The sequence below is a fragment of the Vibrio sp. YQ_11 genome (genome assembly GCF_043103065.1).
Lineage (GTDB): Bacteria > Pseudomonadota > Gammaproteobacteria > Enterobacterales > Vibrionaceae > Vibrio > Vibrio parahaemolyticus.
Map to the genome: position 1 here is coordinate 23,980 of NZ_JBICJM010000043.1, position 22,795 is coordinate 46,774.

Sequence of the window (22,795 nt, forward strand, 5' to 3'; positions counted from 1 at the left end):
CATGTAGAAGCAAATGAGTGTGAATTGTGATCAAATTTGGATTATCAAAGACTAAAGAAGAAGCGAGACTGTTCGTTTTACATCATTCCAACGTCATTCTTTCGAATTTAGGCGAAGTACCTTATCAGAAAAAAACTTTGGATTGGGGGCTTTCAAAAGGGCAAGGTAAGCGCGTTGGTGGCACAGTCAAAGGAGGTATGTGTACTCTAATGGGCAATGTTGAGTATCATGCGGTAGATCTTTCAGGATTCAATGAGTTGATGGAAGATGATTATCGTAAAGTGGTCCTCTGCGACTCATTCAGAGCTGCACGATACGCTGGTGCTTTTAATGCTGGATGCAACCATTTAGAATCGATGTGGTTTGCGGTAAAGCCAAATTTATCATCACATTAGAATTAGCAGGAATAGGGGCATGAGCAGTTACAATTGGAAGCCTCAAAACACAGGTGATAGTTCGTTTAGCTTAAGATTGAGTGTCGTGTTTATTGTATCAATCTCAATTGCGTTTGAAAGTCATAGATTGGTTGATTTATTAAGCATTTGGGTGCCAATAAACGATTATATTACTTATGTTCTAAAGTTTGCATTGAGCTTTTCTTCAGTGTTTATTTTTCTTAAGTTTTGCAGAACACGACGGAAGTGATTGAAGAAATTAAGGGTGCTTCATGAACAGAAACAAGGAAATTTCAGATATTCAAAAGGCTATGAGAAAGGGACTTAGAGAAAGCAACCGCCGCTCAACCGTTCCTTTTAAAAGTAGAATTAGTGGGATTGTCTCGTATGCATTTCTCGCTTGGGTTTTAGTTTTCACAATCAGTGCTGAAGAATCGAAATTAGTCTTTAGCAGTGCTGTGGCAGCTATTGTAATGATAGTCCTTTTGGTAAAGTCGGTTACGAGCTACAAGGAATATTGGTTCCAATAATATAGCATATCATCCCCATGACATGGCTCAATGAGCTAACAGTGAGCTGAGACGAAACTTTTATAGAGGAAAATCATGACCAAATTTACAGAATTTGAAGAAGGCGTTTTCTATGCTGCAGCGATTATTGTTAATACACATGACAGTATGGTAATTGCTTGTGACTTATTAAGAGAGGCTGGTCTATTTAATTCTGACGTTTCGAGTTTAGATGACTACGAAAAGCAAGCTTTAAAGAAGCTCAATGAGCAAGAACCAGAGTGTGGGCTTACGGGTTTTGATTCTGAAGAATCATGATTATTTTGCGATGCTGTGAGCTGGTGGCATAGACAAGGCAGTAAGTCATTTGTTTGGATAAGTATCATTAAAGGAAATGTGGTTATGTCAAATACACCTAAAACTGTTAACGAAGCACTTTCCCTTGCTGGCAAAACTTGGTCAATCGGTGAAGATGTGCGAGAGATAACGCGCATCGAGAATGCACAAGTTAGTCAGTATGACCGCCGTACTGTTATGGCTGACGTATATTGGCGCAAGCCGGGTGGAAAGGAGCGAATTAAGCCAACACCACTGACTACTTTCACTACGTGGCTCAACAAAGCTACCCCGAGCTGTTAATCAAATCATATCTAGAGGATGAAGTAGGTCTATGGAATTACCCAATTTTGTAAACACCTGGCATATTTATTTTAAAGGAAATCACGAACTCGTTGATTTCAATTCATGGCTTCAAGCCGAGCGGTCAAATGGCAACAATTTTGCGGCTGACCATTGTGGTAAGGGACGGTATCTTTCAGCAATGCTCAATACAAAGGGAGGCTCCAATATTGGATCACTAAGTAGCATAAACTGCGACTTTGTAGCTGAGCTAACACTTGCCTATCTTGATCTCGTAGTTCGCGGAAACTCTGAATTGGCTGATAAGTTAATCAGTGGTCAGCGTCTTCATAAAGAACTGCACTCTGATTATGTCGCTAAAACGAAGTGCTATGGTTAATCTGCATACATTCATGACTGGGGAGCCGGAAAGGAAAGTTAGGAGTTGACAGTAGCAAGTGGGCGTTGTGGCGACTCTATGCCGCCATATTTGGTTAGTATAGTTTCACTGACCCTGATTTTTCATAAGTAGCTAGAAACAGTGCCTTAAGTTGCTCGCTATCATTCTTGCACTTGTTGTAATCATCCTTGCTCACATTAACGAAGGTCGCATGACCAGTTCTATTATGAAAACAACCACTTAGATTTATACTGCCATCGTGCGCAGCTAAGCCTACTACCGAGCTTATATCACCTATTTTCATTAAACATCTCTCTTAGTTAAACACCATGAAAGATTAATCGGTTTCGATATCAGTTGTGACTAAGAATCAACCGATAAGAAAAAAGACTAATAACTAAGCAATGGCTTTAGACTAAACTCCCAAAGAGTTTAATTACTTAAATCATATTGCTGAGATAAACAATCAAGAGGGATGTTCAACGATTTATGAAGACGTTGAATTATGGTAGGAGTTAACGATTTTGTTTTATTCAGTATGCTTTCTACGAGACTTTGACTTCCGATAATTGGCGCTAAATCTTTAGAGGTTAAACCTTGTTCTTCCATTCGGAAGATGATTGCAGCAACTGGGTCGGGCAATGGAATAGGGGTGTGTTCGGCTTCATACTCTTGAACCAAAGAAACTAGCATCTCTAACTCGTTGCTTTGCTTAGGGGTTATTTGAGGTAAACCCCACAAGTGAGTAATTCTGTCTAAGGCTGCGGAGTGTTCTTCTTGATTGCTTACGGCTGTTAATAGCATGATCTATTCCCTGATGTTCAATTTTCGTTTTGTAACTAATCAATCATGATGTATAGCACTTTTTCATAGACTTATAAGGTATACTTTTATTGTTATCTTAAGCAAGTTATCAAATTCATGGAGTATTTAAATGTTAAAATTATTTAGAAGCCAAACTGTTAAAGTTACTGTAAAAATAGCATTAATCATTGTCGCGATCTGGTTTTATTTGACAATCCTGCAACCAACATTCACAAATCAAATCCTTCTTGGATGTGTTATTGGTTCACTTCTGTTTAGTCTTACTTTAGATCTCAAACAAGCCATCGCAAGGTTTTTAGGTTCATCCAGAAAGTAATAATTGCATGTGGGCATTACGCCAATCTCGTAAGATTAAGGAATAATGCCAAGCACCTTCGCCAGCCCCACGCAGATGACAGAACCAATCAAACTCCACCAACCTATTGCATTGGTCCACATAAACAGCTTGAACTTAACAGAATCAGTTGAAGCACGTTTACGAATTAATGGATATAGGATGGAGTAGATAGCCAGCCTGTTCGCGATCTTCCATGATAATTGATACTTGGGGAGCATATAACCTTTGTCGTCATAGAGCGTACCTAAGTCTTTCGCCAATTCCCGATCAATGAGCACTATGTACTTATAATCTCCCAATGAAACTATGGCTGATAACAAAACTCCGGGGATTGCCCATATAAAAAAATAGGCTCCAAATAATAACCCCAAACCTATGATTAAGGCTTCATACCAAACCATCAAAAGACTTCCTCTGCATATTCAATTAATTCGCCACCAGCTTCATATAGATAGTACAGACCGTCACCGAAGGCTTTGCCGACCGTAGATCCTATAACGCCACCAATAAAACTACCGCCCAAAGCACCAGCAATCGCTGCGACTGCAAAGAGTGGCGCTGATGCACTGACGCCAATAACTAATGCCAATGCTCCGGTAGCCGCAGCCACACCTAACGAGCCTCCCAAGGCACCTCCATGCCAACCACCAAAAAAGCCGACTACTTCGCGAGCTGTAGTGCGTTCACAGTTACCTGTACTGTCAACTCGACAAGCTTCATAAATATTGTTGACTCCACTTGCTGCCCCAACAATTAAGCCCACATAGCCTAAACCACGAGCTGATGATATACCAATAGAGATATTCCCAATCCTTTTACCTAGATCTTTCACGTACCCCGACTTCAATATGTCATCTGCATGGTGGATGACCGACTTGGTTGAGAGGTTTAAGTTTCGTTTTATTTGTGTATAAATCGGAAGTTGAACACTACGTTTTGATAACATTGCAAAAGAACCGTCAAGCTTTTTGAATAGTTCCGCTCGCTCAGAGACAAATGCCCCATAGTTCATGCCACCAGTACGACTTGCCATTGCCACCTGTGATACATATAAGTGATTGATCTCTTCAAGAACGGTCTGGATATTCTTTAGGTTTTGCTCAACAACTGTCGCGGTTGCCCCGGTCCCGGTCGCCACTTGCGCATAATAGTCAGAAGGTAGACCGTCCGAAAGTATTCGTTGCTCGATTTGATGAGAGAGCAAGTCAAAATGACGATGTAATGTTGATACCTCGTCCCTTAAGAGTTTCCCTAGCTCTCTACTAGCAATTTGAGCATTTTCTAATAATTCATCTAGCTGGCTTTGTTCTTCTGTCGTTGCAGGTTGTGACGTTAGGAGAACAACAATTTCGCCTTGTACAACAGGTTCATTCAAGTGAGAGTTGTACTTCCTGATTAAATTCCGCTGTTCTTCGGTAGTCTCTGTAGTAAAGATTGAAGCCCAAAGATCGGATTGAGTTTGATAGATTGGCGATTGCATCCAGCCCAGGCTGAAATGGTTGTCACAACTTTCCTGTGGAATCGTAGAGTTGGTTCTAAGCACTTGTTCGTTGTTTCGATTTGAATTGTTACTCAGTAATTCATCACGGTTCTTCACGTTCAGGTCCGTGATAGGGGATTGTAATGCGCTTCTAGCCGTTAGCCTCCCCATTTCTGATAAAGGTCTTTCCCCAACGTTTTGAATGCCATCTTCAGTGGGGTTAATTCGGCTTCTTATTGCGGTATTAATCTTTTTAAATGAAGGTATGCCAAGGGCTTCTTGCTTTAAATACTCTTGTTCTTTCTTGATATAAAAATCAAGTTGGTCACGAGTGTAGAACTCTTGAGCGTCCTGTATCGTGGGATAGGTAACACGCTTGTATTTATTCGTATAAATCAGGGGGTCATTGCCAAGATACTGCTGTAGTGCTGTTTGATCATAGAACATCTCGACCGCTTGGTCGTATGAAACATGGAATCCCTTCCACATAGCTGAATTTCTCGGTGGGAAGGGATAGGATCTCCCTTTAATTGGTTTGTGTCCCATATTCGTTTTCTAGAGTCAAAAACTAAATCTTAACTGCTAAAAAATGGGATATGAATATTCATTTGGAAATAGGTCATTTTCACTATCAATTAAGTGAAAACACCAGTCTCAAACAACTAAAATAACCCTTTAGCTAGGTTATTTTTCCTGCCCCTTCTATTGACCAGTTTTCGAGCTTACGCTTTGATATGTATTGTTCAATCTCTACTATTCGTTCTTCTAAGGCTTGCTTCTGTTCCGTTGCTGATAGATGGGGGTCAGGGCAAAGTAACTCAAAAAATAAGCTGTTTTGTAGATTTTGGAATGTAACCATATCTCTAGAGTAGCCAGCAAACCCACTAATTGTCCCCTGTATTGATCCACCATCCCTTGGTGAAGGAATATCCGTGCTAGCATTATGCAGACGTGACAATATGTCCTTTTCAAATTTATTCATTTGATTCAACCTAAAAGTTTGAATGAGTTGCATATAAGGCAACTCCGAGATCTCGATTTACAGTCGCATTAACGTATACAGTAAACTGTTTGGGCTTCCAGAACTGCCACCATCGCTTGTTAGTGGTAACGGTTAACGGGATTGACTCGTGAGTTGTTCCATAAATTTCACTACTTGGCATTAGACGACACCTATGAGCTGATGTTAACTGAAGCTAAGCAATTTAGTGATTTTAGATGAACGAGGTTAACCTCGAAATCAATCATCTGTTCACTTTTTGGCGTAATTAACAGACAGAATTCCCTCGCACCAGATCCTAATTGAACTGCTAGAGCGCCATTAGTATCTTCAATACATCGATAGTGGAATGGGTCGTCGGGGATCTCTAGAAAAAGAGATGTCGCCAACTGCTTTTCGCCAATTTCTTCAAGTTTCACGAGCAGGGCTTTACGAGCAATAGCTAAGCTTGGCAACTTTTTGCTGGTTGTAGAGTGACAATTGGCGTGTCTCTCAATATTAAATACAACGTCTCTTGGGTGTAATGCTTGGTGACATCCTTTACAAAGCATTGCCTATTTCCTTTTGTCGATAATAATTAGCAATTTGTGAGATTTTTAAAACAGATTCTTTATAGTGAGGCGCGCTCTCTCTCTCGTAAGTCACTTCCCTCACAAACTCCTTTTCCTCTTCTGTCCCCTTTAGAGCAACTAGCAGACTATTCGCTAGTTTGGTGCCACTTGAAAACTTTCTAGTCATGTTACACAACTTTTCAAATGCCAGATTTAACTCGTAATCATTAAGTTTCAGTGAGTGCATTGGATGTCTAATCTCGGAAATGATCATTGAATAAGTACTGATAATTTTCGGATTCAGCTCAAATACTTCTTCTGGCGTAAAGTCTCTAATAGCGCGGAAGATATGCATCTCATCAGAGAATTTTTCTAACATGATTTGAATGGAAGAAGCATCTAGGCTGCTATTTGTAAGCCATTCTTTTGTATGAAAATTCCCGATTCGTAAGTGTGCATCCTCTATAACTTGTTCGCGCTGTTTAGTTTGTTGCATGACTGTAACCTCTATTCAGTGATAACAAACTAATTATTGCTAATTCGAAATCTATGTGAGGTTAAAACAACAGCCTATAAGCCAAAAATTCGCCATTCTCATTGAGAATGGCGAGAGGTACGTTGATAACTTTTTACGTTCAATAACTGCTGATTTATAGGCATTTATTCGAATTTAATCGAAAGTCTAACTTACTTTACATTGTATAATAATAATAGTTTTATTATTTTGTGTCATATCTAAGATATTTTCAAAATAAAGTGTGACGAATTATGAGTTATTTTATAAAAACTAAAAATAATAGTGGAATAATAGAAATTAATGTTGAATAATCGAATGCGTTTGAGGCATTTACCTAGCCAGTAGCTTGTCTCAGGCATCAGAAATTTATTAAGAAGTAGTTTAAAGCTGTGGCTTGTTTTTCTTGTAAGTTTCTGATTTACATGTCTTAAATGTTGATTTTCTGTTCAAGATTTATTATTGCATGTTTAACTCACACTTCCAGTAAAACCCAAATTAGCGTTTGCCTCTTACTTTTATGGGCAAGCGCTTTTTTCTTCTTGTCAGTCATAAAATATATTTTATTTAACACAACACTCTTGATTAAACCATCATATGTAGTACATTATAAAAGCTGAATGGTTGATACTCTCTCGTATCTATCGTTTTATCGTGAGAAAGTAGCGAGTCCACTTCATGCGAAAGCCTCTGTTCCGTGGTTGGTTATCCTGCCTTAAAATCTCGCCCACCCTCGCAGTATTAGTTGCTTTGAGATTCGTGACATTCAAAGTAACTAGTGAGTCATACAATGGAGCGCATGTTGTGGTGGATGAATGCGTTAAGTGGGACACCACTGGCTGTTATTGATTTACAGTTCTCGCCACTAAAAGGCAATTGCTAAAAAATACAAAAGGCTTCCGAACCACTTCGGAAGCCTTTTTTGTGTGGTTAATTTGCTTTATGGCTAGAAGAAGCTTGCCATATCTACGCCAGAATACTCTGATAGCATCCCTTTGTAGAACGCATCGTCTGCGTTAATTGGACTGGTAAACAAATCCATTAGCATTTCCTTTGATTTATCCTCTAGCTTGATGAGAGGGTTACAGGTAGGGAAGCTGTCTGATAGGTTTTGAAAAGATACAATTTGATGCTCGGGATCGACGAATGACACTAATACAGGGTAGCCATACATTTTGAAGGTTTTAAGCATGGCATACATCACTTGCGCATCATTTCGGCAAAACTCAAAGGTATTATCGAATCCTGGGATAGATTTAGTAGGTGACATTAAACGCGTAGCCTTTGACATGGCATTAGGTTCATGAGTTGTGGTAAGCATTGGTGGACTCCGTGTCTGATTTAGACATAGAGTACCCACCACGTAGAATTCATATGGGAAGACAACAGCGATTAAGACAAAAGGCAATTTCACCTCATAAAAACTCAACCACCAGCTCAATCGCGCTTAAAGATAATCGACCACATAAAAAGTGAAGCAGTTCGCTTTTGAACAATCGACTTAACTTTGGTTGCCGGACATCTTTTTATGGGCATTATGTAATACTCTCATAGCGAGTTCCGTATAGAGTTGCAACGCGTGACCACTCAAAGTATTAACTGTCATGTTCATGCCAAGTATATTCTTAGCCGTTGATTTCAGAGTCGATGGAGAAAGAGTTGATTGTTTTTCCCCAGACTCGATTATCAAATCAAAGCAATGCCCCCAGTAATCACAAACATCCGGTTTTATTTGGTCGTATAGGCGCTTTGTGTCCTTTGATGCTTGTTCAGTGAACAACGTCGCCCAAATATCAACCCATAAGTAATTTGCTTTACGAGTCGCACGCAGTATCTCGTTTGAGAGTGGTGCTAAGCAGTCGCATTTGAAAATCTTTACGCGCCCCGTAGTGAGATTCTTCTGCCACAACTTTAGCGTTTTACCATCAAGTAACTTATCAAATTGTTCAATTAAGTCTGCGTCATGCTCGAGAACTACGATTTCCTTAACTGCCTTCTTTTCCAATAAACTAAGCGTGATAAGACCTAACCCAAGCCCAGCAATTACTACTTTTCCCTTTGCTGAATGTTGAGGCACATAATGAGATTCAACCTCTAATGCAGATAGGGTCATCCACACCTTGTCAGCTTCAAGTAAAGCAACGCCACGCGAGTAATTGGACAAAGTAGAGAAATACCCGACTTCAAAGTCAGTCTTATATCGCTTAAAGGTGTACTTACCTACCTCGATCTCTCGATTAACATACATACCAAGGGTAGGGAGTCCTGACATGTGTCGTTTTAGCAGGTCTGAAATTTTCGCCGTGCTATTGTTTGTGAGTTTATATTCCATACTGCTCTTATATTTTGTTACGGTTTATGTGAGGTAATTTTGCTTTTCGACAATCCATATACTTAGCGCCTAAGTAGTAGATTCTCTCAATTTGCCATAAACTATAAAACTCAAAAGTGGCGACGAACGCCACTTAGTTTGAACCATTAAGCCTGATTTGATTTTACAAACTTCTCTAGCTCTGTGCGGAAGTTATGCTTCTTACCAGTTTCGAAACACTGAATTCCTTCATCCATCCCCATTTTTAGCCCTGAGTTTAGGCAATGCTCAACCATTGCGATCAATGTTTCCTTTGCTTCCTTCGATAAACTTTCATACTCCATTGCTCAATCCTTAGTTGATGTTAATTTGGGCGAGATACTTGAAGTTATTAGCAACTACGGTCGCCAAATATTCCTCATACATTTCCGTATAATGCATATCATGTAACTCTGCTGAATGGTCATCATCAAAACAGTCAAGAAAGGACACGGTTTGATTACGCCAATTCTCGATAATCGATTCATCTTTTGGATCTTCACTGTCTAGTGAGATGAAAGAAGTGCTAGTCACAGTGTTGTTTGTGTATCGTGCTTTGATTGCTTCGATATTGCTAAAAACACCATAGGCATCAAAATAATATAAACCGCCATCAAATTGCGCTTGTACTGCGTAATGGATAGGGCAGTCTTCTTCAAAGAAGACAACGAGCTTAGGTGAATACACACTAGGAATTGAGTCGATTAATCCTTCTGCGTATACCGCACATTCTCCGTGGGCGTAAAACATAGTAAAACTATCTAATCCGCGCTTAGACTCGTTAGAAACGCTATGCAGTAAATCTTCAATGTTCAGTGAAGCCTTGTTAGTTGGGTAAGCGTCTAAAAAGCGTTGAGCATTCAAAGCCGTCGTTTCAAATCGAGTGATTTGTTGTAATAAACAATCCATAACTGATCTCCGTTCTTGGTGGACACGGTTAATGTTACGTAATGTTAGCTAGCCTATCGCAAAGACATCTGGCAATAAGACCGCGAGATGTTTCAGAGTTCTTCCAGTAGTGATTGGTGATATAATCACTCAAAGCTATTTTGCTTAGTATCGGGCTTTTTTGTAGGGCAATAAGTCTTGGTAATAAATAACGTTATTGGTGAGGGGTTAATGAAGCGCGAAAAGTTCAAAGTAACGATCGATACTTCGATTGATGACATCTACAAGCATTTTTGTAAATCGAATAACGACGAAAGCTTGGACAGAATGTATGAGGGAGTTTGTAAGCAAATAGCATCACTTGATTGTGAAGAACACGAGCGAAATATCCTATCAATCGATTGCTACATCGCTTACGGGCGGCGGCAAGAAAATTTTGATGGTCACTCAAAGTCTCCAACAGTTACTGCAGACAGGATTGTTCGTCAATCCATTAAGGATAACAAAAACCAATCTCCTGAAAGTTTGTTTGGTGCGGCATTAAGGCAACTGGAAGAAAACGGCAAGTATTAATAGGAAGGGGGCATTAAAACGTCCCCCCTTCACAACAAAAGTAAATCAACCGTCTAGTTCACCTGACTGCTGCTGCATGTATGCTGCCTCTAACGCCATTCTGTACATTAATTGCTCTTGTGGGTGGTTCGACTTTGAATAATCAAACCCATCACGTTCAATGTAGTTGTGCAATGCGTAAAAGCGACCAGCTAGTACATTCAAGGAATCATGAAGCGATTCGTCGACGATTATAGTGTCCCCTTGTACTTCAAAGACTTTAGGGAATTTGTCAGTCATATTTACCACCTGTTTTAATTAGTGCTTAGTGACCCCAGCTTGGGTGTCTACGCGGATGCCATACTCACTCAATTCTGAAACTAACGTGTTAAGTGTCCTTCTTACTCGCTCTTTACTACCGTCAGTTGAAGTCATAACCTGAACAAATGGATCTCGGGTTTGAATCATACTTCTGTAAGAGACAAACTCGAATTCAAGTACACCGGCATCTAGTGTGTAGCAATAGTCGTAATTTTTTAAAAAGCACATGTTCCCATGTTTGATGACTGATTTTGTCTTATCGAGGCTTTCTCCTTCGTATAAGTCAAGGTAGTGCCTAGTAAACGTTTCTTCACTAAGCTCTCCGCTTTTGACTGTTTCTAACAAAGCCTTAAAGATTTGAGTGGGGTAGCCATCGTATTGCACAAATACACTTTGTGCATTGGGTAGCCGAATGAGTGCTGGACTTGCCATGATAATTTCCTCTATATAAAGTTACCGGACAACGATTAGGCTGTCCGGTTTGGGAGGGAGATACGTTAAGCTGCTAGGTTGCTTGTTCTCTTTAACTGGTACGCGTAGTAGATGTCATTCTGATCCGCTACTGAAAATGGAATTGAGCGAATCTTATATTTGCCATCTCCCACATCGGTCACATAGTCATTTTCGGTGACATCAGCAATCTGCTCGATGAGTTTTGGGTTATTTTGAACAAAACGATTGAAGCATTCACTAGGGACGCAGGTTGGAATACACTGACGACCAATGGTTTCTAAATAGGTGCGATGTTCTCGACCCAACCTGTCAACTGAAAATACATTGTTACCCACTTTGAATTTCAATCCCCAAACGAACAAGCTGACATGGGTTTTACCGTCATCACTAACCGTTAGACGCTTTTTAAGTAACCCCTTCTGAGCGGCTTCAATCAGCATCTGTTCGTGATCAACGCTACTGGTAAAGTATTTTGTCCATGCTAGATACTTGATTAATCGACGGTCATCTTTGTTCTTAACCAGAAGAGAGTTGTTATAGCGTGATAGTGCTTTTGAGTAGGTGTTTTCTAGATCACTAAAGATGCTATGTAATGGGTGAGAAATATTGCCCATATAAACCTCAATACGACACAGCAAACGCTTAATACCCATTGCGGTGACATACTCATCTTCTGTTGTAACTTTCGGCTTTGTCGGGACGTTTAGAGCATCTTCAATCTCTTCTCGGTATGACGCATCAATTGCTAGCTTGCTTGCATCACATGTGTAGTAACTCAAAACTTCTGTAATATTCATGTTTTTGCTCCTTGGCTGGTGGACAAGGTAATTATCTACAGACATCCATTCATTTAGGCGATGAAATGAAGCGATAAGACAATGGCGTTTTGATTTCACTTAAAGCAATCCACAAAAATCAGATTGTAGTGTGTTATGTGGGGGGGGACAGTCGATTATTGGGAGCTTGCCAAGCCCTTGTACACTTAAGTTGTGGGCATGTTAGTTACTTGCTGATTAGTCTGTGCATAGTGGTATGAGAGAAATAAGTTACTAAAAAGACTGGTAAACCTGTTCGTACAGTTATTAGAATAAATGTGGACAGAAAAAAAGATCCATACTAGTCGCTGTTACCGATGCATATCACCGTCACATTAACTCAGCTAGTTAAACGAGGGAAATTAACCCTCTCACCAAACGTCATATCTAGTATCGTGCGTCAGATGTCGGTACACACCATATAGGACTTAGAACATGCAACAAGATCTAACACTAAAAGATGCCTTACAGAAGTTGGAGCAACTAAAAAGCAATTATGAAGACGCCAGAAGTAGCTATCTATGTGAGCTAGAACGAGATGCTGAGAGAGGGGAAGGAAGTTTCGCTCAGGAGCAACGAAGAGAAGAACATCAAAGGCAACTTAGAGAAGCAGAGCAGTACGCACTAGCTGAATATCAAAATCAATTGAACATCGTTCAAAACCTTAGAAGCTAATGGTAGCGGAATTTAGCCCCCTACGTCGGTAAGGGGCTAGTTATGTTATTTCTTTAGATAATTAAGAGCTTTATAACGGTAGACTTTTGTTGTCATTTGAGACTTGTTGAAAGCCAGTTTACGCAATAACTGTTTACTTACACCTGTATCAGATTCTTTTAGTAACTCTAGAGCTACGGCTTCCGAGTCATACAATGCAACAACGGTTTCTGAAAGATTGGCGATACGTTTCTTGTAGCGACGATGTAAGCGCCAGTACGCAAGTGCAAAGCATGAAACAGAAATAACAATCATGCTTGAAAACTCCACTGGATTCTTTAACAAAAGTTCAATGGTTTTGATTGCAAATTCAATAATGTCGTACATGACTCACCCCTTTAAATAATGTCTTAATTCATGCTTTAATTATATTTGCGTGGTGATGGTATTACTATTTTTTAGGTCTTAATGACTCATTCTTTATATGTTGTGATTATGTGGTAAATCTGTATTTAAGACAGAAGTAATTGTGATTCATTTTAATAAATATAAACATGTAACTCATTCGGAAGTTAGCCATTTAATTATGAGTAACTAGCGAGATTTATTTAATCACTTAAACATGTAAGGTAATAGGATGAAAATTAAACCTGTTAATTTAAAAAGAAATCAAAACATCAAATTTGTACTTAAAGGTAAGCCATGTTTTGGTACTGTATTGCACTCTACAAAATCAAAAACAACAATTTATCATCATGAAGGAACGGCAAGTAAGGGCTATGTAGCAACACTGATAAGTAAAACGCCGCTACTGACGGTTGAAGAAGTTACCGAATCAGCGATTAATCCGAAACATCGTGATATCGTCAAAAAGATTACTTCGATTCAGAAAGGTGATCTTGTAAAGGTTTGGGATAAGGAATTGGGTGACTTCGTCGGTAAACTTGATTCGATAACAACTAAAGGCTACACGATTAGCAATGCGAACCGTACTTATATCTTTCCTTTCAGCTATATGATTGAAAAAACGGACTCATTAGTTGAAGAGAAACCAATGCCTCTAGATAGCTGGACAGCAAAAAAAGGTCGCTCAAACATTGAGTATCATGATGGTGGTGCTTGTCAAATGTGGATTCTATACCACGATAACAAAAAGGTACTAGAAGTGACAGAAGATGCTTGGTCTGGTCCATATGACTTCAGAAATATTGCCTTGGTCGGTGATAAACAAGCCCATGACGCTCTAACTTCTGACGCCAAAAAATCGTTTGAGATTGCAGGTATTCCTGAAAGCCGTCACTTTTACGCAGAAAGTGCAGATTGTATTGGTCAATGGCTCTTAAAACGAGAGCTAGTTTCTCTAAAAGATAATTTTTCTGACTAATTGTATATAGCTCTGTTATAATCAATTTGCTGAGTAGCAATATATGCAACTTAGAGCTGGTGGTCTTCTGATAGCCCTGTGGCAATCGAATAACCGGACGCGACTAGCACCCTCTCTACCTTCTATAGCTCCATACTTTCCCCTTTAGCATAACCTCACAAATCTCCCAATCACACGCTGTTCTAGATATAAATCTCACTTTATTTGAAATTTGGAGTAATTTTGTTACTTGGCTACAAAATGAAATCTATTCAGTTTTTTTACTCAAATTTATAATACTCTTGATGTATTCTAGTTTTGTGCATAATTAAGAGTGTGCGCTGACTAAAGTAGTTAAGCGGAAGTTATTAAAATTTAGTATCTCTTTGGTTCTCGGTGAAAGAGTGATTCAAATGTCATTTTTACAAGGTTTTTATAACTTGTATTGTCAAACGTAGATCAGTGGATTAATCTCGAAAATAGATACAGAACATATTAATCTGTAAGGCATTGATTAAGGTAAATTAATTTTCTTAAAGTTATTGACAGGTTAATGTATCTAACCGATTTTAAGGCAAAAGTGCAGAATCTATTTACAACCCAAATCGTTCATGTGAACCTTGTTGACGTCTTGAAATGGAATAAAAAAAGGCTGAGTCCTTAGAACTCAGCCTTTAATTAACTAGGAGGCAATATGTAATTGACCCAGTTTGGAGCTAACTAGACAAGCTTCACTCCGAGTTTGTGCGCATTAGGTGACTGGACCTCACTTAATACGACTTACCTTGGCTAAACCATAAACCCATAGGAGAATGCTATGGCAAAACTAATCGATTTGGCGATCGCAATCATCAACCTGTTAGTTGTCTTTCTTGAGACACTACTACGTTAACCGACCGGTCTAGGGGTGAGTATTCGCCCCTAGTAGCCAAGCACAACTATCTATTATTTCAGAATAGCTGTCAATTCACGATTTTGTTTCAGAGATAACCATTTTCTTCAATTGCATTTACCTGGTGTGTGGGTGGCATTTTAAACAAGCCAAGGCTGCGAGACGTAAATGTGACATCAAGCCTATCAACTCATATAGCGATATTCTCAGGTTTGAATCTTCCGCATTTGCCCAATTCATTAAGGTTTGGCTCTTTTGTCCAATAGGCACTTTTCAGTGGTACGCATTAATCAAATCGGATTTATAGTTACGTAAATCAAAAATGATTCATTCAACTAACTAACTGATAACAGGTAGAAATTATGCGAGTTTTTGCAAGATTTAGCACACAGCCTTTTTTTGGAGAGCTATCGCCAATCCACTCAGTCGAAGACCTTTTTAAACAAGTAAAAAATCGAGTAGGGCTACTTAACTTACTTGAGGATGAGCAAGGTAATCCTCGCTCATCTGAAAGCTTTTCGGAGCAAGAGTTGCTTGATATTTATAAGAGCTTATCTTGGCATGATGAGATCCATCTGGTTAGTAGCATCGAAGAGTTAAAGAAACTTAGTGACGATGAGAAGTTTCAGAAACTGGTTGAGCAATTTATCGATCACCACAAAGCCTCTTAGTTATTTGCGAATCAGTCTTATTTGATACTCCTGTCTAGGGGTATCCGATAAGACCGCAAACCTATTAAGTTCGGTTCCTATCTGAATTGTCACGCCTCACGGAAAATGAGCGAATTGCACCTATGGCGATTCGTTTTTCTCATCAAAAGGGGCAAGGTAGAAATACAACAGTCATTTTGGGCTTGTAGAGAGTTTTCTTTCGAATAAGTCATTCTTACTTTGGCATAGTTATTACATCAAACGGCGCTGCTTACGTGCGGTAGACAAAATCACTAATAGTAAATAAGGATTTCAAACATGGATTTACAGAAACTAGCAAAAATGAGCGAAGCAGATATTGCTTCTTGGGTACGCGATAACGCAGAATCATTCACTCTAATCTCAAATTCCGAGCTTGAAGAAGTAATCTCAAATCGTGATGACTGGGAAGGGAAGGCTACGTCGTTGGCAACTAATGTTGGTAAGCTATTTGATTTTGATGTCGGTGAGCATAGTAATCTCAATTGCCCCGTACAAGCTGCTAATGAGAAACTACAGTTGGAGTTTGAGCTTAAGGAAAAGCGTATTGCGCTTAAGCAGCGTTTGCATTCCACGTTGAATGATCAAATGTTAAATTAAAGCGGATACATGGCAGGAAGCAAGATTCAGTCTTTGGTTGCTGTCCAAGCAATCAAAGGCTTTCTCCTTAGTAGTGACCCAGAAAATCAACTGACTTTTAAAATTTCTAATTACACTGCTGTAACTTTAAGTTGAGTTGGTTGGGCATGGTATCGTATGCCCACCAGCCGCATCCAATAATGGAGATTTACATGACTGTCTCAATCAACCTTAGCCTACGTGCCCTGTATCTAGGCTCCACCGATAATGGTGTCAAGGTTCATAGTCGATTTTTAGAAACATGCGACGTTAACACCGTATTTGCTTCATTTAAGAAAGAAAGCATTTCGACAAATAACGCGCCGTTCTTTATTGATCTATTCGATGAAGATGAAAGCATTATCAAGGAAACAATTGGCGTAACAGAAGAAACTTATAGCCGAATTACAGGTGAAGTGGTTCTGACGTATGACGATTATCAACGCGCTGATCGGCTACACGAAGATGCTCTTTTCGGAGCCATGCAAGAACTCTTACGAGAGAAAGGTATTGATGTCCCAGAAAACACAGCTTCAGAACTATTTGATGCAGCGTTAGCGGCTCATCGATTCCGCAAACAGGATCACGCGATGATAGAGGTCGGTGTTGACGACTTGTCGTTGATAAACGAGCCTGAGCATTAATTACTACTAGTGTGGATTATCGCTGGTGGCTAGCCACGTTTGGAAGAAAGGTTGATGAGTATAATGGAAGTAACCACAAAGTCAGTGACCATCAAAGAACTAAATTTTGATGGGTCAAAATTAACAAAAACAAAATTACCCAGCATTGAAGTAATTAACCATACTAGTGCTTTAGAAGGACTAATGCATGGTGGTCTTGTTGTTTTGGCAAAATACCCTATTCAAACCTATTACAAAGCAATTGAGGTGGTAAGAAACGCCACAGGGATGAAATTAGAATGCCCACCAAAAGAAGAACTATCTCATCACGCGAAGTCTCAATGTCTCAATGGAGTAATTCTGTACGATGAGCCAAATGCTCGCCTCTTAAATACATGGTTCTCAGAAACTGAATATGTAACAAACTCACTAACCAACCTTCAGAATGAGTTTGATTCATTCAATTGTGCCATTAATACAATCAGTAGTTTGAATGAACTGAGTGATGAAGGAGTTGCTGAGCTTGTCAGGTGTTTAATCCCATTGCTTAAACACATAAATGATTTTGACTTGATACACTACATTGAACTAGCGAAACATTCAGGATTAGATGCTCCGTTTGATCATCCACTTCGAAGACGGCGTCCTCAACTAACCGAATCTGAGTCACAGGAATGGTATGAAGATGGACGCATTATTGGAATCCCGCAGTACGCTCTCCAAGGGGAATACTTACGTCAGAGCAATGATTGGCAAGAACTTTTTTCGACCAAACTTGATGATGAGTGGAGCTTCAATACACTTAGATCGCCACGAAAAGAACTGAAATCGTGGCAACAAACGAAGCAGTGGTTGTTAGAAACGCTGAAAAAGGAGTTCGATGAAACGGATGAAAGGCTGCAAGATGAAACTCGATGTTATGATTATGTAAGAACTAGCTTTTCTGATGCCCCTTTCATTGAGATATTTTAGTTTTCATTTACCTAATTCAATTGGTGGTCACGATAACGCGGCATGGCGTGAAGATTAAGTAAGCAATGTGAAATGGAAGTGCAATCGCTCATGGCTTCACGTAAGCATTGTTCAGTCAAACACAAAAGGGACACTCATCGCGCCCCTTTAAATAAATGTGAATTAAAGCAGTTAACGTACCGAGCCAGGTAGTGCATTTGATTTGGCTAGCTGATCGTTCATCAACTCGATCATTGAATCAGGAAAGAGAATATGTACCGTCTTTTTCTTGAAAAATCGAAACGTGATACCGTGAGACTCAACATTGTCGATCTCTGAGTAATCTAGTCCCGCGCCCTTTAATGCCACTTCCAACTCATCGAGTATGCCATTTCGTGCTAGACCGTTTTCATTGATAGCTAAACGGTTTGCTAAAATCCATCGCCAAACAATACCTAGTAACGTTTCTAAGGGACTGAAGCTGTTGACTTTGAAGTGCCCCCCGTATTCGATAAATGCATCATCCACGATGACACGCTTACCGAACTTCACCCCGTCGTTTGATGTATATGTGCCTGAGAGAGCTGCAAACGAGTCCATTAATGCTTCTAGCATTGTCTCACCGTGTGTTTCATAAAAACTTGCTAGCGTGGATTCTACGATGTCTAACACGAATGGCTGTGGGTTCTCATTGCAATCATTATTGAATTTGTCAGATTGTTTTTTAGACATTAGCTTTAGCAAGCCTAATCGGTTAAACAGCATCTCCCATAAAAGACCATCAACAACCTTTGTTACTTTCGGTATGACATCTTCATCGCACATTGAGTGCAGTGTCACCTCTCTAATGAAACGAATACGATTGCTGGACGTTTCACCACATTCTTGGGCAATCTTCGAAAACGAAAAATCAAAACTCATCGGATAGCTTTGATTGTAATCAGGGATTAGACAGTCAATGTTATGACTCAACTGGATTGCTTTTTTGTGCAATATGAGAGAAGTGGCATACACATCAATGAATTGAGTTCTCTTTTGGACAAGCGACTCTATGAGCTTAGCTTCTACGGGTAGTTGTTTCATGTTGAACTGCCTTCTACGTTAAATGGAGCTGGCAAGCAGCCTATTGCGGATAGTTGAAGTATGCCTAATTTAAGGGAGATTCAATCAGAAGATATCTCCCATTAAGACCCAATTGATGAGACTAAGCTGTAACACCAGCCTGTTGACGGCTTAATCGCAATTTGCGTGCCGCGTTGCGAGCTTCAATTCTAAGTTCAATTCGACGACGAGCTGCGTAAGGGGACGAAGAAATATCGACAAGGGTTACTCCCATCTTTAACTTATGCATGAGGTCTTTTTCTAGCTCAGTGCTATAAACCCATTCACGGTTAATCGGTACGCTTGCTTCTTCACATGCACGCTTGTAACGTCGTTCAAAACGTGCAGCGATTTTATCTATAAGTCTGTAGGCTCTGGATAACCCAATCGACACTACAAATTGAAAAGCGTCTTTCTCCCCTGGAAGCAGATCCATACCTTCGCAACTGGTAAGCATATCGTAATTATTTGTTTGATTGGTCATCTGAATATTCCTTCTAAATCATTGTTTTGTGTACTAAGTGACTAGCTATAAATTCATTGTGACGATTTCAGAATGGAGCATCAGGCTAAAATGTCTCGACAAGAGAAAAGTAAGACAATTGTGAAAGCGATTGTAGGAGAGAAATAAAGATCCATACTAGTTGCTATTACCGAGCATGAATCCATGCTAATGATGAGTATTAAAGTGTCATACCCGTTTTCCCTCTAATTTTCGACTATATGAAATACTGTGTTTTCAGTATACGGTTGACGAATATCAAAAGTTAACTTGCCATAGGCTGCTAATTTCATTAATTGCACATTAGCCTCACCGATGGAGTAATTAAGTTGTTCGCACAGACCTTTGGCTGTTAGTGGTCTATCTAATAAGGTCGGTACTACCAAGGATTGTCCATCATTAGGAAAAAACGATCCTTTATGATATCGCTGCATCAAATCAATATTTTTAACCATCGGGTTTTCAAGTAGAAAACTGTCAGACCAAAAGTGGATAGGATACTGTTGGTGTAAGCACTCGATTTGTTCTTTAGTAAGTGTCGAATCTTTATAGCAAAGCAGGTAGAAATCTTCTTGCTTGTAATGCACATTGAAGTCGGGAGTTAATTGCCGCTTCTTGCCGTTCATCAGATAGGTCAGTGTCTTGTGATTGCGTGAAAAGTGACTGACGTTTTTATTGAAATCGAGCAACTTGCAAGCGCAAAAAGCTCGATAGGTAGACACTTCCAAATAGCCTTCGTGCTCAGTCCAAACCGTTGCGTACTTGTATCTATTCACTTATCCATCTTTCCATTCCATGACTCTAAGCCAGTATAGCAAAGCCGTTTTCCCCCAAAGCCCCGTGTTTGCATGTTATAAGCTAACCAACACGATCAAATTGCTTGTGTGTGTATATTTGCCAATAGTCGGAGAATACACATATGCCAAAAGCCAAAGCCAAGGCGAAAAGCCTTACCAATTCTCAAGTAAAAAAGCTCCTGTCTCGATGCCAGCTCATGCAGAACGCCGAACTAAAGCGATTAGTTTTGGCGTTGTCATTTTCTACTCTGAGAGTTAGCGAACTAGCCCAAATCACTGTTGATCATGTGATCATGCCTACAGGTAAAATCAAAGATGAGATTTATCTAAGAGCATCGTTGTGCAAGCGACGAAAGCCCCGTTCTATCTGGTTAAGCAAACTAGCTAAACAAATTATCCAAGAGTGGATTGACTATCGAAAGTCTCGCCAGTGGGCAACAACGTTTGACGACTCCTATCAACAGCTTAATCCCCTTAGCAAGCTAGTGCTGAATAACCGAGGGCGTTGTTATTCGATGAAGCGTAACACCAGAGTAAACCAAGCGGGTGAACGGGTAGACTATCAAGCTTGTGACGTGCTTGAGTTGATGATTCGAAATATTTACAAACGTTGTGGTATGAAAGGATGTTCATCTCATACTGGTAGGCGCAGTTATGCAAGTAATATGAACGCTTTAGGCATCGAACTGACCGCAATACAAAGGACTTTAGGGCATTCAGAACCATCTATGAGCTTGGAATACATCGACATTTCAGCTAACCAGTTATCTAAAGCGGCTGAATTGGCATTGTAGTTATAACAATGTTGACACCAAGATTAAAAGGTATACAATTACTAATGTTATAACAATGTATTCACAGTGAGGTTGAGGTATGCGCACTCAAGTACGAAAAATTGGTAACAGTCTTGGCAATATAATTCCTGCCGCTTTCATTAAGCAGTTAGGGCTTGTCGAGGGTGCAGATATCGAAGTTAAAGCTGATGGCAAAAAGATCACTATTGAACCAATCAAGCGCCCTAAGAAACGCTTTCCGTTCAGCGAAAAAGAGCTTCTGAACGGTTTAGATGCTCATACGGCACATGCTGACGAATTAGCGGTTGTTTCTGGTAAGGAGCTAGGCGAGTAATGGCTCAGTATATCCCTAAACGTAATGACATTATCTGGTTAGATTTTGAACCCGTGAAAGGCAAAGAGATCGGCAAGTACCGTCCAGCTATTGTCCTTTCAAGTAAAGAATACAATCAGCAAACGGGGCTACTTATCTGCTGCCCGATTAGTACCAGTATTCGAGGTCAAGCTACCGAGGTTTCAGTAAAGAATCTAGATAAACCAAGTGTCGTGGCATCAAGTTTGATTCAAACACTTTCTTGGAAAGACCGTAACGCGAAGAAGATAACCACCGCAGAAAACGGTGTGATGGAAGATGTTTTGCTGAGACTTATCCCGTTGATTGGGGCAGAGTCTCTATTTGAAGAGTAAGCGAGGGAAACTCATGCCTAGAACGTTACGCTACGATACGACAGTTCGCCAAGGTGGTGATTCATGGACAATTTGGGGATTGGGCGTTGAGCGTGACGGAAAGGTATTGTGTCACCTTGCTTCTCAAACTCGTTTTAGAAAACAGAAAAATGGGAATAACCCAATACAGCGACAGGATTGGGTAAAAGGCACCAAACAGAATTAAGGGGAAAGTATGGCATTTAAAATCGCACATAAAAACAAAGTTCAGGCAAAAAAACTTGGTCGAGTCTTTAATCGCAAAGTCATTGCTGTAACAGGTGAATCAATTTTTAAGAAACATTTAGATTCGGGAAAAAATCGTATGAATACCGAAGTGATCGGGGTTTCGTCTAAATCTGGTTCAGGTGAATCAATTCTTGAAAAGTTATCCAAGCTAGATGCTCAAGATGGTGGGAATCGTGTTGAACAGATACTAAGTGATTCATAGGGGAATATCGTTCATGAGTTATTTCAGCTTAAAGGAAGCAAGCCAACGTATGAAAAGAGCTACTTCTGAAATGACCTCTGCGGTTGTAGCACTTCAAGATTGTGATGGTTTTGAATCGACAATCAAAGAAATGAAAGAGCAAATCGGTGATATGACGGTTGCTACTCAGTTGATTGATGCTCAACTAACAGAACTAGATAAACAGCGTCATCCAGACGCAACCATTTAACAGGGGAAAGGTATGACTGAATTTGAAGAAAAAATGCTCAAACAGGCTAAAGAGCAAACATCACGAATAAACATAATTACTTTGATTCTGTTTTCAATGCTTGGGTTTGTCGGCGTGATCGCTTGGAAAGTTATTTAGACCAAATTAGATAACAAGGGGAATTTTACAATGAAGTCGGCAATGGTAGATTTTGTAAAAAGTGAATCAGCAGTTTCTGAGGCTGAGCGTGATTTTCAGATGTGGTACAAACAGGTAACGCAACGTATTGGTTCAAGCGTTGACAGCGATTGGGCATTCGATTTATTTGCTGATGGATGCAGCGTAAAAGATGCTGTAGCCGAAATGACACCCAACTAATAACTTTCAGCCGCTTTTGCAAAGCGTATTCGCGTTACAGAATGCGCTTGATAAAGGTGGA

38 protein-coding genes are annotated in these 22,795 nt (G+C 39.8%); 21 read left to right on the plus strand and 17 right to left on the minus strand.

All coding sequences use genetic code 11. The features are described 5' to 3' along the window. The first annotated feature begins 26 nt into the window (after positions 1–26). The 5 genes from ACF8EG_RS16015 (at position 27) to ACF8EG_RS16035 (ending at position 1,922) form a co-directional block, all read left to right on the plus strand. The gene (locus ACF8EG_RS16015; RefSeq protein ID WP_193286258.1) at positions 27–395 is read left to right on the plus strand and encodes a hypothetical protein; all 369 of its coding nucleotides are present in this window, start codon (positions 27–29) and stop codon (positions 393–395) included. 272 nt (positions 396–667) lie between these two features. Further along, positions 668–925, plus strand: coding sequence for a hypothetical protein (locus ACF8EG_RS16020; RefSeq protein ID WP_323212769.1), 258 nt, complete (start codon positions 668–670; stop codon positions 923–925). Between the two features lie 75 nt (positions 926–1,000). Next, positions 1,001–1,222 (plus strand): hypothetical protein, encoded by a 222-nt coding sequence (locus ACF8EG_RS16025; RefSeq protein WP_025767343.1) that lies wholly within the window; start codon positions 1,001–1,003, stop codon positions 1,220–1,222. A gap of 84 nt (positions 1,223–1,306) precedes the next feature. Next, positions 1,307–1,543, plus strand: coding sequence for a hypothetical protein (locus ACF8EG_RS16030; RefSeq protein WP_086048361.1), 237 nt, complete (start codon positions 1,307–1,309; stop codon positions 1,541–1,543). 31 nt (positions 1,544–1,574) lie between these two features. Beyond that, positions 1,575–1,922, plus strand: a complete 348-nt coding sequence (locus ACF8EG_RS16035; RefSeq protein ID WP_323212772.1) for a hypothetical protein — start codon at positions 1,575–1,577, stop codon at positions 1,920–1,922. A gap of 432 nt (positions 1,923–2,354) precedes the next feature. Here the strand turns inward: ACF8EG_RS16035 and ACF8EG_RS16040 are convergent, their stop codons facing one another. Next, positions 2,355–2,726, minus strand: coding sequence for a type II toxin-antitoxin system HigA family antitoxin (locus ACF8EG_RS16040; RefSeq protein WP_025767347.1), 372 nt, complete (start codon positions 2,724–2,726; stop codon positions 2,355–2,357). A gap of 130 nt (positions 2,727–2,856) precedes the next feature. Between ACF8EG_RS16040 and ACF8EG_RS16045 the strand changes: the two genes are divergently transcribed. Further along, on the plus strand, positions 2,857–3,063 hold the full coding sequence (locus ACF8EG_RS16045; protein ID WP_086048363.1) for a hypothetical protein: 207 nt from the start codon (positions 2,857–2,859) through the stop codon (positions 3,061–3,063). A 35-nt stretch (positions 3,064–3,098) separates the two neighbouring features. Here the strand turns inward: ACF8EG_RS16045 and ACF8EG_RS16050 are convergent, their stop codons facing one another. From ACF8EG_RS16050 to ACF8EG_RS16090, 9 genes are all read right to left on the minus strand, one after another. Then, complete coding sequence (locus tag ACF8EG_RS16050; protein ID WP_025767349.1) at positions 3,099–3,485, minus strand: hypothetical protein; 387 nt, start codon at positions 3,483–3,485, stop codon at positions 3,099–3,101. Beyond that, entirely contained in the window at positions 3,485–5,053 is a 1,569-nt protein-coding gene (locus tag ACF8EG_RS16055) for a hypothetical protein (protein ID WP_323212774.1), read from the minus strand. Before ACF8EG_RS16055 ends, ACF8EG_RS16050 begins: the two co-directional genes overlap by 1 nt. 190 nt (positions 5,054–5,243) lie before the next feature. Then, a complete protein-coding gene (locus tag ACF8EG_RS16060) occupies positions 5,244–5,546 on the minus strand; it encodes a hypothetical protein (protein WP_138937694.1) in 303 nt (100 codons plus the stop codon). A 191-nt stretch (positions 5,547–5,737) separates the two neighbouring features. Next, a complete protein-coding gene (locus ACF8EG_RS16065; RefSeq protein ID WP_138937693.1) occupies positions 5,738–6,115 on the minus strand; it encodes a hypothetical protein in 378 nt (125 codons plus the stop codon). After that, the gene (locus ACF8EG_RS16070) at positions 6,105–6,611 is read right to left on the minus strand and encodes a hypothetical protein (RefSeq protein ID WP_323212778.1); all 507 of its coding nucleotides are present in this window, start codon (positions 6,609–6,611) and stop codon (positions 6,105–6,107) included. Before ACF8EG_RS16070 ends, ACF8EG_RS16065 begins: the two co-directional genes overlap by 11 nt. Positions 6,612–7,575: 964 nt before the next feature. Next, positions 7,576–7,950, minus strand: a complete 375-nt coding sequence (locus ACF8EG_RS16075; RefSeq protein WP_025767354.1) for a hypothetical protein — start codon at positions 7,948–7,950, stop codon at positions 7,576–7,578. Between the two features lie 180 nt (positions 7,951–8,130). Further along, positions 8,131–8,961: a hypothetical protein gene (locus ACF8EG_RS16080; protein WP_193286256.1), complete on the minus strand. Its 831-nt coding sequence runs from the start codon at positions 8,959–8,961 to the stop codon at positions 8,131–8,133. Positions 8,962–9,107: 146 nt separating this feature from the next. Then, the gene (locus ACF8EG_RS16085) at positions 9,108–9,284 is read right to left on the minus strand and encodes a hypothetical protein (RefSeq protein WP_323212781.1); all 177 of its coding nucleotides are present in this window, start codon (positions 9,282–9,284) and stop codon (positions 9,108–9,110) included. A 10-nt stretch (positions 9,285–9,294) separates the two neighbouring features. Beyond that, a complete protein-coding gene (locus ACF8EG_RS16090) occupies positions 9,295–9,888 on the minus strand; it encodes a hypothetical protein (RefSeq protein WP_193286254.1) in 594 nt (197 codons plus the stop codon). Between the two features lie 210 nt (positions 9,889–10,098). Between ACF8EG_RS16090 and ACF8EG_RS16095 the strand changes: the two genes are divergently transcribed. After that, on the plus strand, positions 10,099–10,440 hold the full coding sequence (locus tag ACF8EG_RS16095; RefSeq protein ID WP_138937689.1) for a hypothetical protein: 342 nt from the start codon (positions 10,099–10,101) through the stop codon (positions 10,438–10,440). A 45-nt stretch (positions 10,441–10,485) separates the two neighbouring features. Here ACF8EG_RS16095 and ACF8EG_RS16100 read toward each other — a convergent pair whose 3' ends face one another. The 3 genes from ACF8EG_RS16100 to ACF8EG_RS16110 form a co-directional block, all read right to left on the minus strand. After that, entirely contained in the window at positions 10,486–10,719 is a 234-nt protein-coding gene (locus ACF8EG_RS16100; RefSeq protein WP_025767358.1) for a hypothetical protein, read from the minus strand. Positions 10,720–10,737: 18 nt separating this feature from the next. Continuing rightward, complete coding sequence (locus ACF8EG_RS16105) at positions 10,738–11,172, minus strand: hypothetical protein (RefSeq protein ID WP_138937687.1); 435 nt, start codon at positions 11,170–11,172, stop codon at positions 10,738–10,740. Between the two features lie 65 nt (positions 11,173–11,237). Then, positions 11,238–11,990, minus strand: a complete 753-nt coding sequence (locus ACF8EG_RS16110) for a hypothetical protein (RefSeq protein WP_392419553.1) — start codon at positions 11,988–11,990, stop codon at positions 11,238–11,240. Between the two features lie 453 nt (positions 11,991–12,443). Between ACF8EG_RS16110 and ACF8EG_RS16115 the strand changes: the two genes are divergently transcribed. Next, the gene (locus ACF8EG_RS16115) at positions 12,444–12,683 is read left to right on the plus strand and encodes a hypothetical protein (RefSeq protein WP_138937685.1); all 240 of its coding nucleotides are present in this window, start codon (positions 12,444–12,446) and stop codon (positions 12,681–12,683) included. Positions 12,684–12,728: 45 nt separating this feature from the next. Here the strand turns inward: ACF8EG_RS16115 and ACF8EG_RS16120 are convergent, their stop codons facing one another. Next, positions 12,729–13,049, minus strand: a complete 321-nt coding sequence (locus tag ACF8EG_RS16120; RefSeq protein ID WP_025767366.1) for a hypothetical protein — start codon at positions 13,047–13,049, stop codon at positions 12,729–12,731. Between the two features lie 250 nt (positions 13,050–13,299). Here ACF8EG_RS16120 and ACF8EG_RS16125 point away from each other — a divergent pair, with 250 nt between their 5' ends. The 5 genes from ACF8EG_RS16125 to ACF8EG_RS16145 all read left to right on the plus strand — a co-directional run bounded on the left by ACF8EG_RS16125 (position 13,300) and on the right by ACF8EG_RS16145 (position 17,819). Beyond that, on the plus strand, positions 13,300–14,046 hold the full coding sequence (locus tag ACF8EG_RS16125; RefSeq protein WP_138937684.1) for a hypothetical protein: 747 nt from the start codon (positions 13,300–13,302) through the stop codon (positions 14,044–14,046). A 1,233-nt stretch (positions 14,047–15,279) separates the two neighbouring features. Further along, positions 15,280–15,588 carry a hypothetical protein gene (locus ACF8EG_RS16130; RefSeq protein WP_258486679.1) on the plus strand — a complete coding sequence of 103 codons (309 nt, stop codon included), beginning with the start codon at positions 15,280–15,282 and terminating at the stop codon, positions 15,586–15,588. Between the two features lie 297 nt (positions 15,589–15,885). Continuing rightward, positions 15,886–16,206 (plus strand): hypothetical protein, encoded by a 321-nt coding sequence (locus ACF8EG_RS16135; RefSeq protein WP_138937682.1) that lies wholly within the window; start codon positions 15,886–15,888, stop codon positions 16,204–16,206. Between the two features lie 191 nt (positions 16,207–16,397). Beyond that, positions 16,398–16,868 (plus strand): hypothetical protein, encoded by a 471-nt coding sequence (locus tag ACF8EG_RS16140; RefSeq protein ID WP_258486676.1) that lies wholly within the window; start codon positions 16,398–16,400, stop codon positions 16,866–16,868. Between the two features lie 63 nt (positions 16,869–16,931). After that, the gene (locus ACF8EG_RS16145) at positions 16,932–17,819 is read left to right on the plus strand and encodes a hypothetical protein (RefSeq protein WP_258486673.1); all 888 of its coding nucleotides are present in this window, start codon (positions 16,932–16,934) and stop codon (positions 17,817–17,819) included. A 171-nt stretch (positions 17,820–17,990) separates the two neighbouring features. On the opposite strand, the gene ACF8EG_RS16150 is transcribed toward ACF8EG_RS16145, so the two are convergent. From ACF8EG_RS16150 to ACF8EG_RS16160, 3 genes are all read right to left on the minus strand, one after another. After that, positions 17,991–18,881 carry a DUF4942 domain-containing protein gene (locus ACF8EG_RS16150; RefSeq protein ID WP_283658471.1) on the minus strand — a complete coding sequence of 297 codons (891 nt, stop codon included), beginning with the start codon at positions 18,879–18,881 and terminating at the stop codon, positions 17,991–17,993. 121 nt (positions 18,882–19,002) lie between these two features. Further along, positions 19,003–19,383: a hypothetical protein gene (locus tag ACF8EG_RS16155; RefSeq protein WP_025767374.1), complete on the minus strand. Its 381-nt coding sequence runs from the start codon at positions 19,381–19,383 to the stop codon at positions 19,003–19,005. Between the two features lie 224 nt (positions 19,384–19,607). Beyond that, positions 19,608–20,177: a hypothetical protein gene (locus tag ACF8EG_RS16160; RefSeq protein ID WP_025767375.1), complete on the minus strand. Its 570-nt coding sequence runs from the start codon at positions 20,175–20,177 to the stop codon at positions 19,608–19,610. Between the two features lie 143 nt (positions 20,178–20,320). On the opposite strand from ACF8EG_RS16160, the gene ACF8EG_RS16165 reads away from it, so the two are divergent. From ACF8EG_RS16165 to ACF8EG_RS16200, 8 genes are all read left to right on the plus strand, one after another. Next, on the plus strand, positions 20,321–20,992 hold the full coding sequence (locus ACF8EG_RS16165; RefSeq protein ID WP_283658472.1) for a site-specific integrase: 672 nt from the start codon (positions 20,321–20,323) through the stop codon (positions 20,990–20,992). 79 nt (positions 20,993–21,071) lie between these two features. Next, positions 21,072–21,326, plus strand: a complete 255-nt coding sequence (locus ACF8EG_RS16170) for an AbrB/MazE/SpoVT family DNA-binding domain-containing protein (RefSeq protein WP_025767377.1) — start codon at positions 21,072–21,074, stop codon at positions 21,324–21,326. Further along, complete coding sequence (locus ACF8EG_RS16175) at positions 21,326–21,679, plus strand: type II toxin-antitoxin system PemK/MazF family toxin (protein WP_025767378.1); 354 nt, start codon at positions 21,326–21,328, stop codon at positions 21,677–21,679. The genes ACF8EG_RS16170 and ACF8EG_RS16175 overlap by 1 nt, the downstream gene beginning before the upstream one ends. Before the next feature lie 13 nt (positions 21,680–21,692). Next, positions 21,693–21,884, plus strand: a complete 192-nt coding sequence (locus ACF8EG_RS16180; protein WP_392419557.1) for a hypothetical protein — start codon at positions 21,693–21,695, stop codon at positions 21,882–21,884. 9 nt (positions 21,885–21,893) lie between these two features. Continuing rightward, positions 21,894–22,148: a hypothetical protein gene (locus ACF8EG_RS16185; protein WP_176311709.1), complete on the plus strand. Its 255-nt coding sequence runs from the start codon at positions 21,894–21,896 to the stop codon at positions 22,146–22,148. 49 nt (positions 22,149–22,197) lie between these two features. Further along, a complete protein-coding gene (locus ACF8EG_RS16190) occupies positions 22,198–22,377 on the plus strand; it encodes a hypothetical protein (protein WP_148299834.1) in 180 nt (59 codons plus the stop codon). Between the two features lie 12 nt (positions 22,378–22,389). Then, positions 22,390–22,515, plus strand: coding sequence for a hypothetical protein (locus ACF8EG_RS16195; RefSeq protein ID WP_255201272.1), 126 nt, complete (start codon positions 22,390–22,392; stop codon positions 22,513–22,515). A 30-nt stretch (positions 22,516–22,545) separates the two neighbouring features. Beyond that, a complete protein-coding gene (locus ACF8EG_RS16200) occupies positions 22,546–22,734 on the plus strand; it encodes a hypothetical protein (RefSeq protein WP_025767382.1) in 189 nt (62 codons plus the stop codon). Positions 22,735–22,795: the final 61 nt, after the last annotated feature.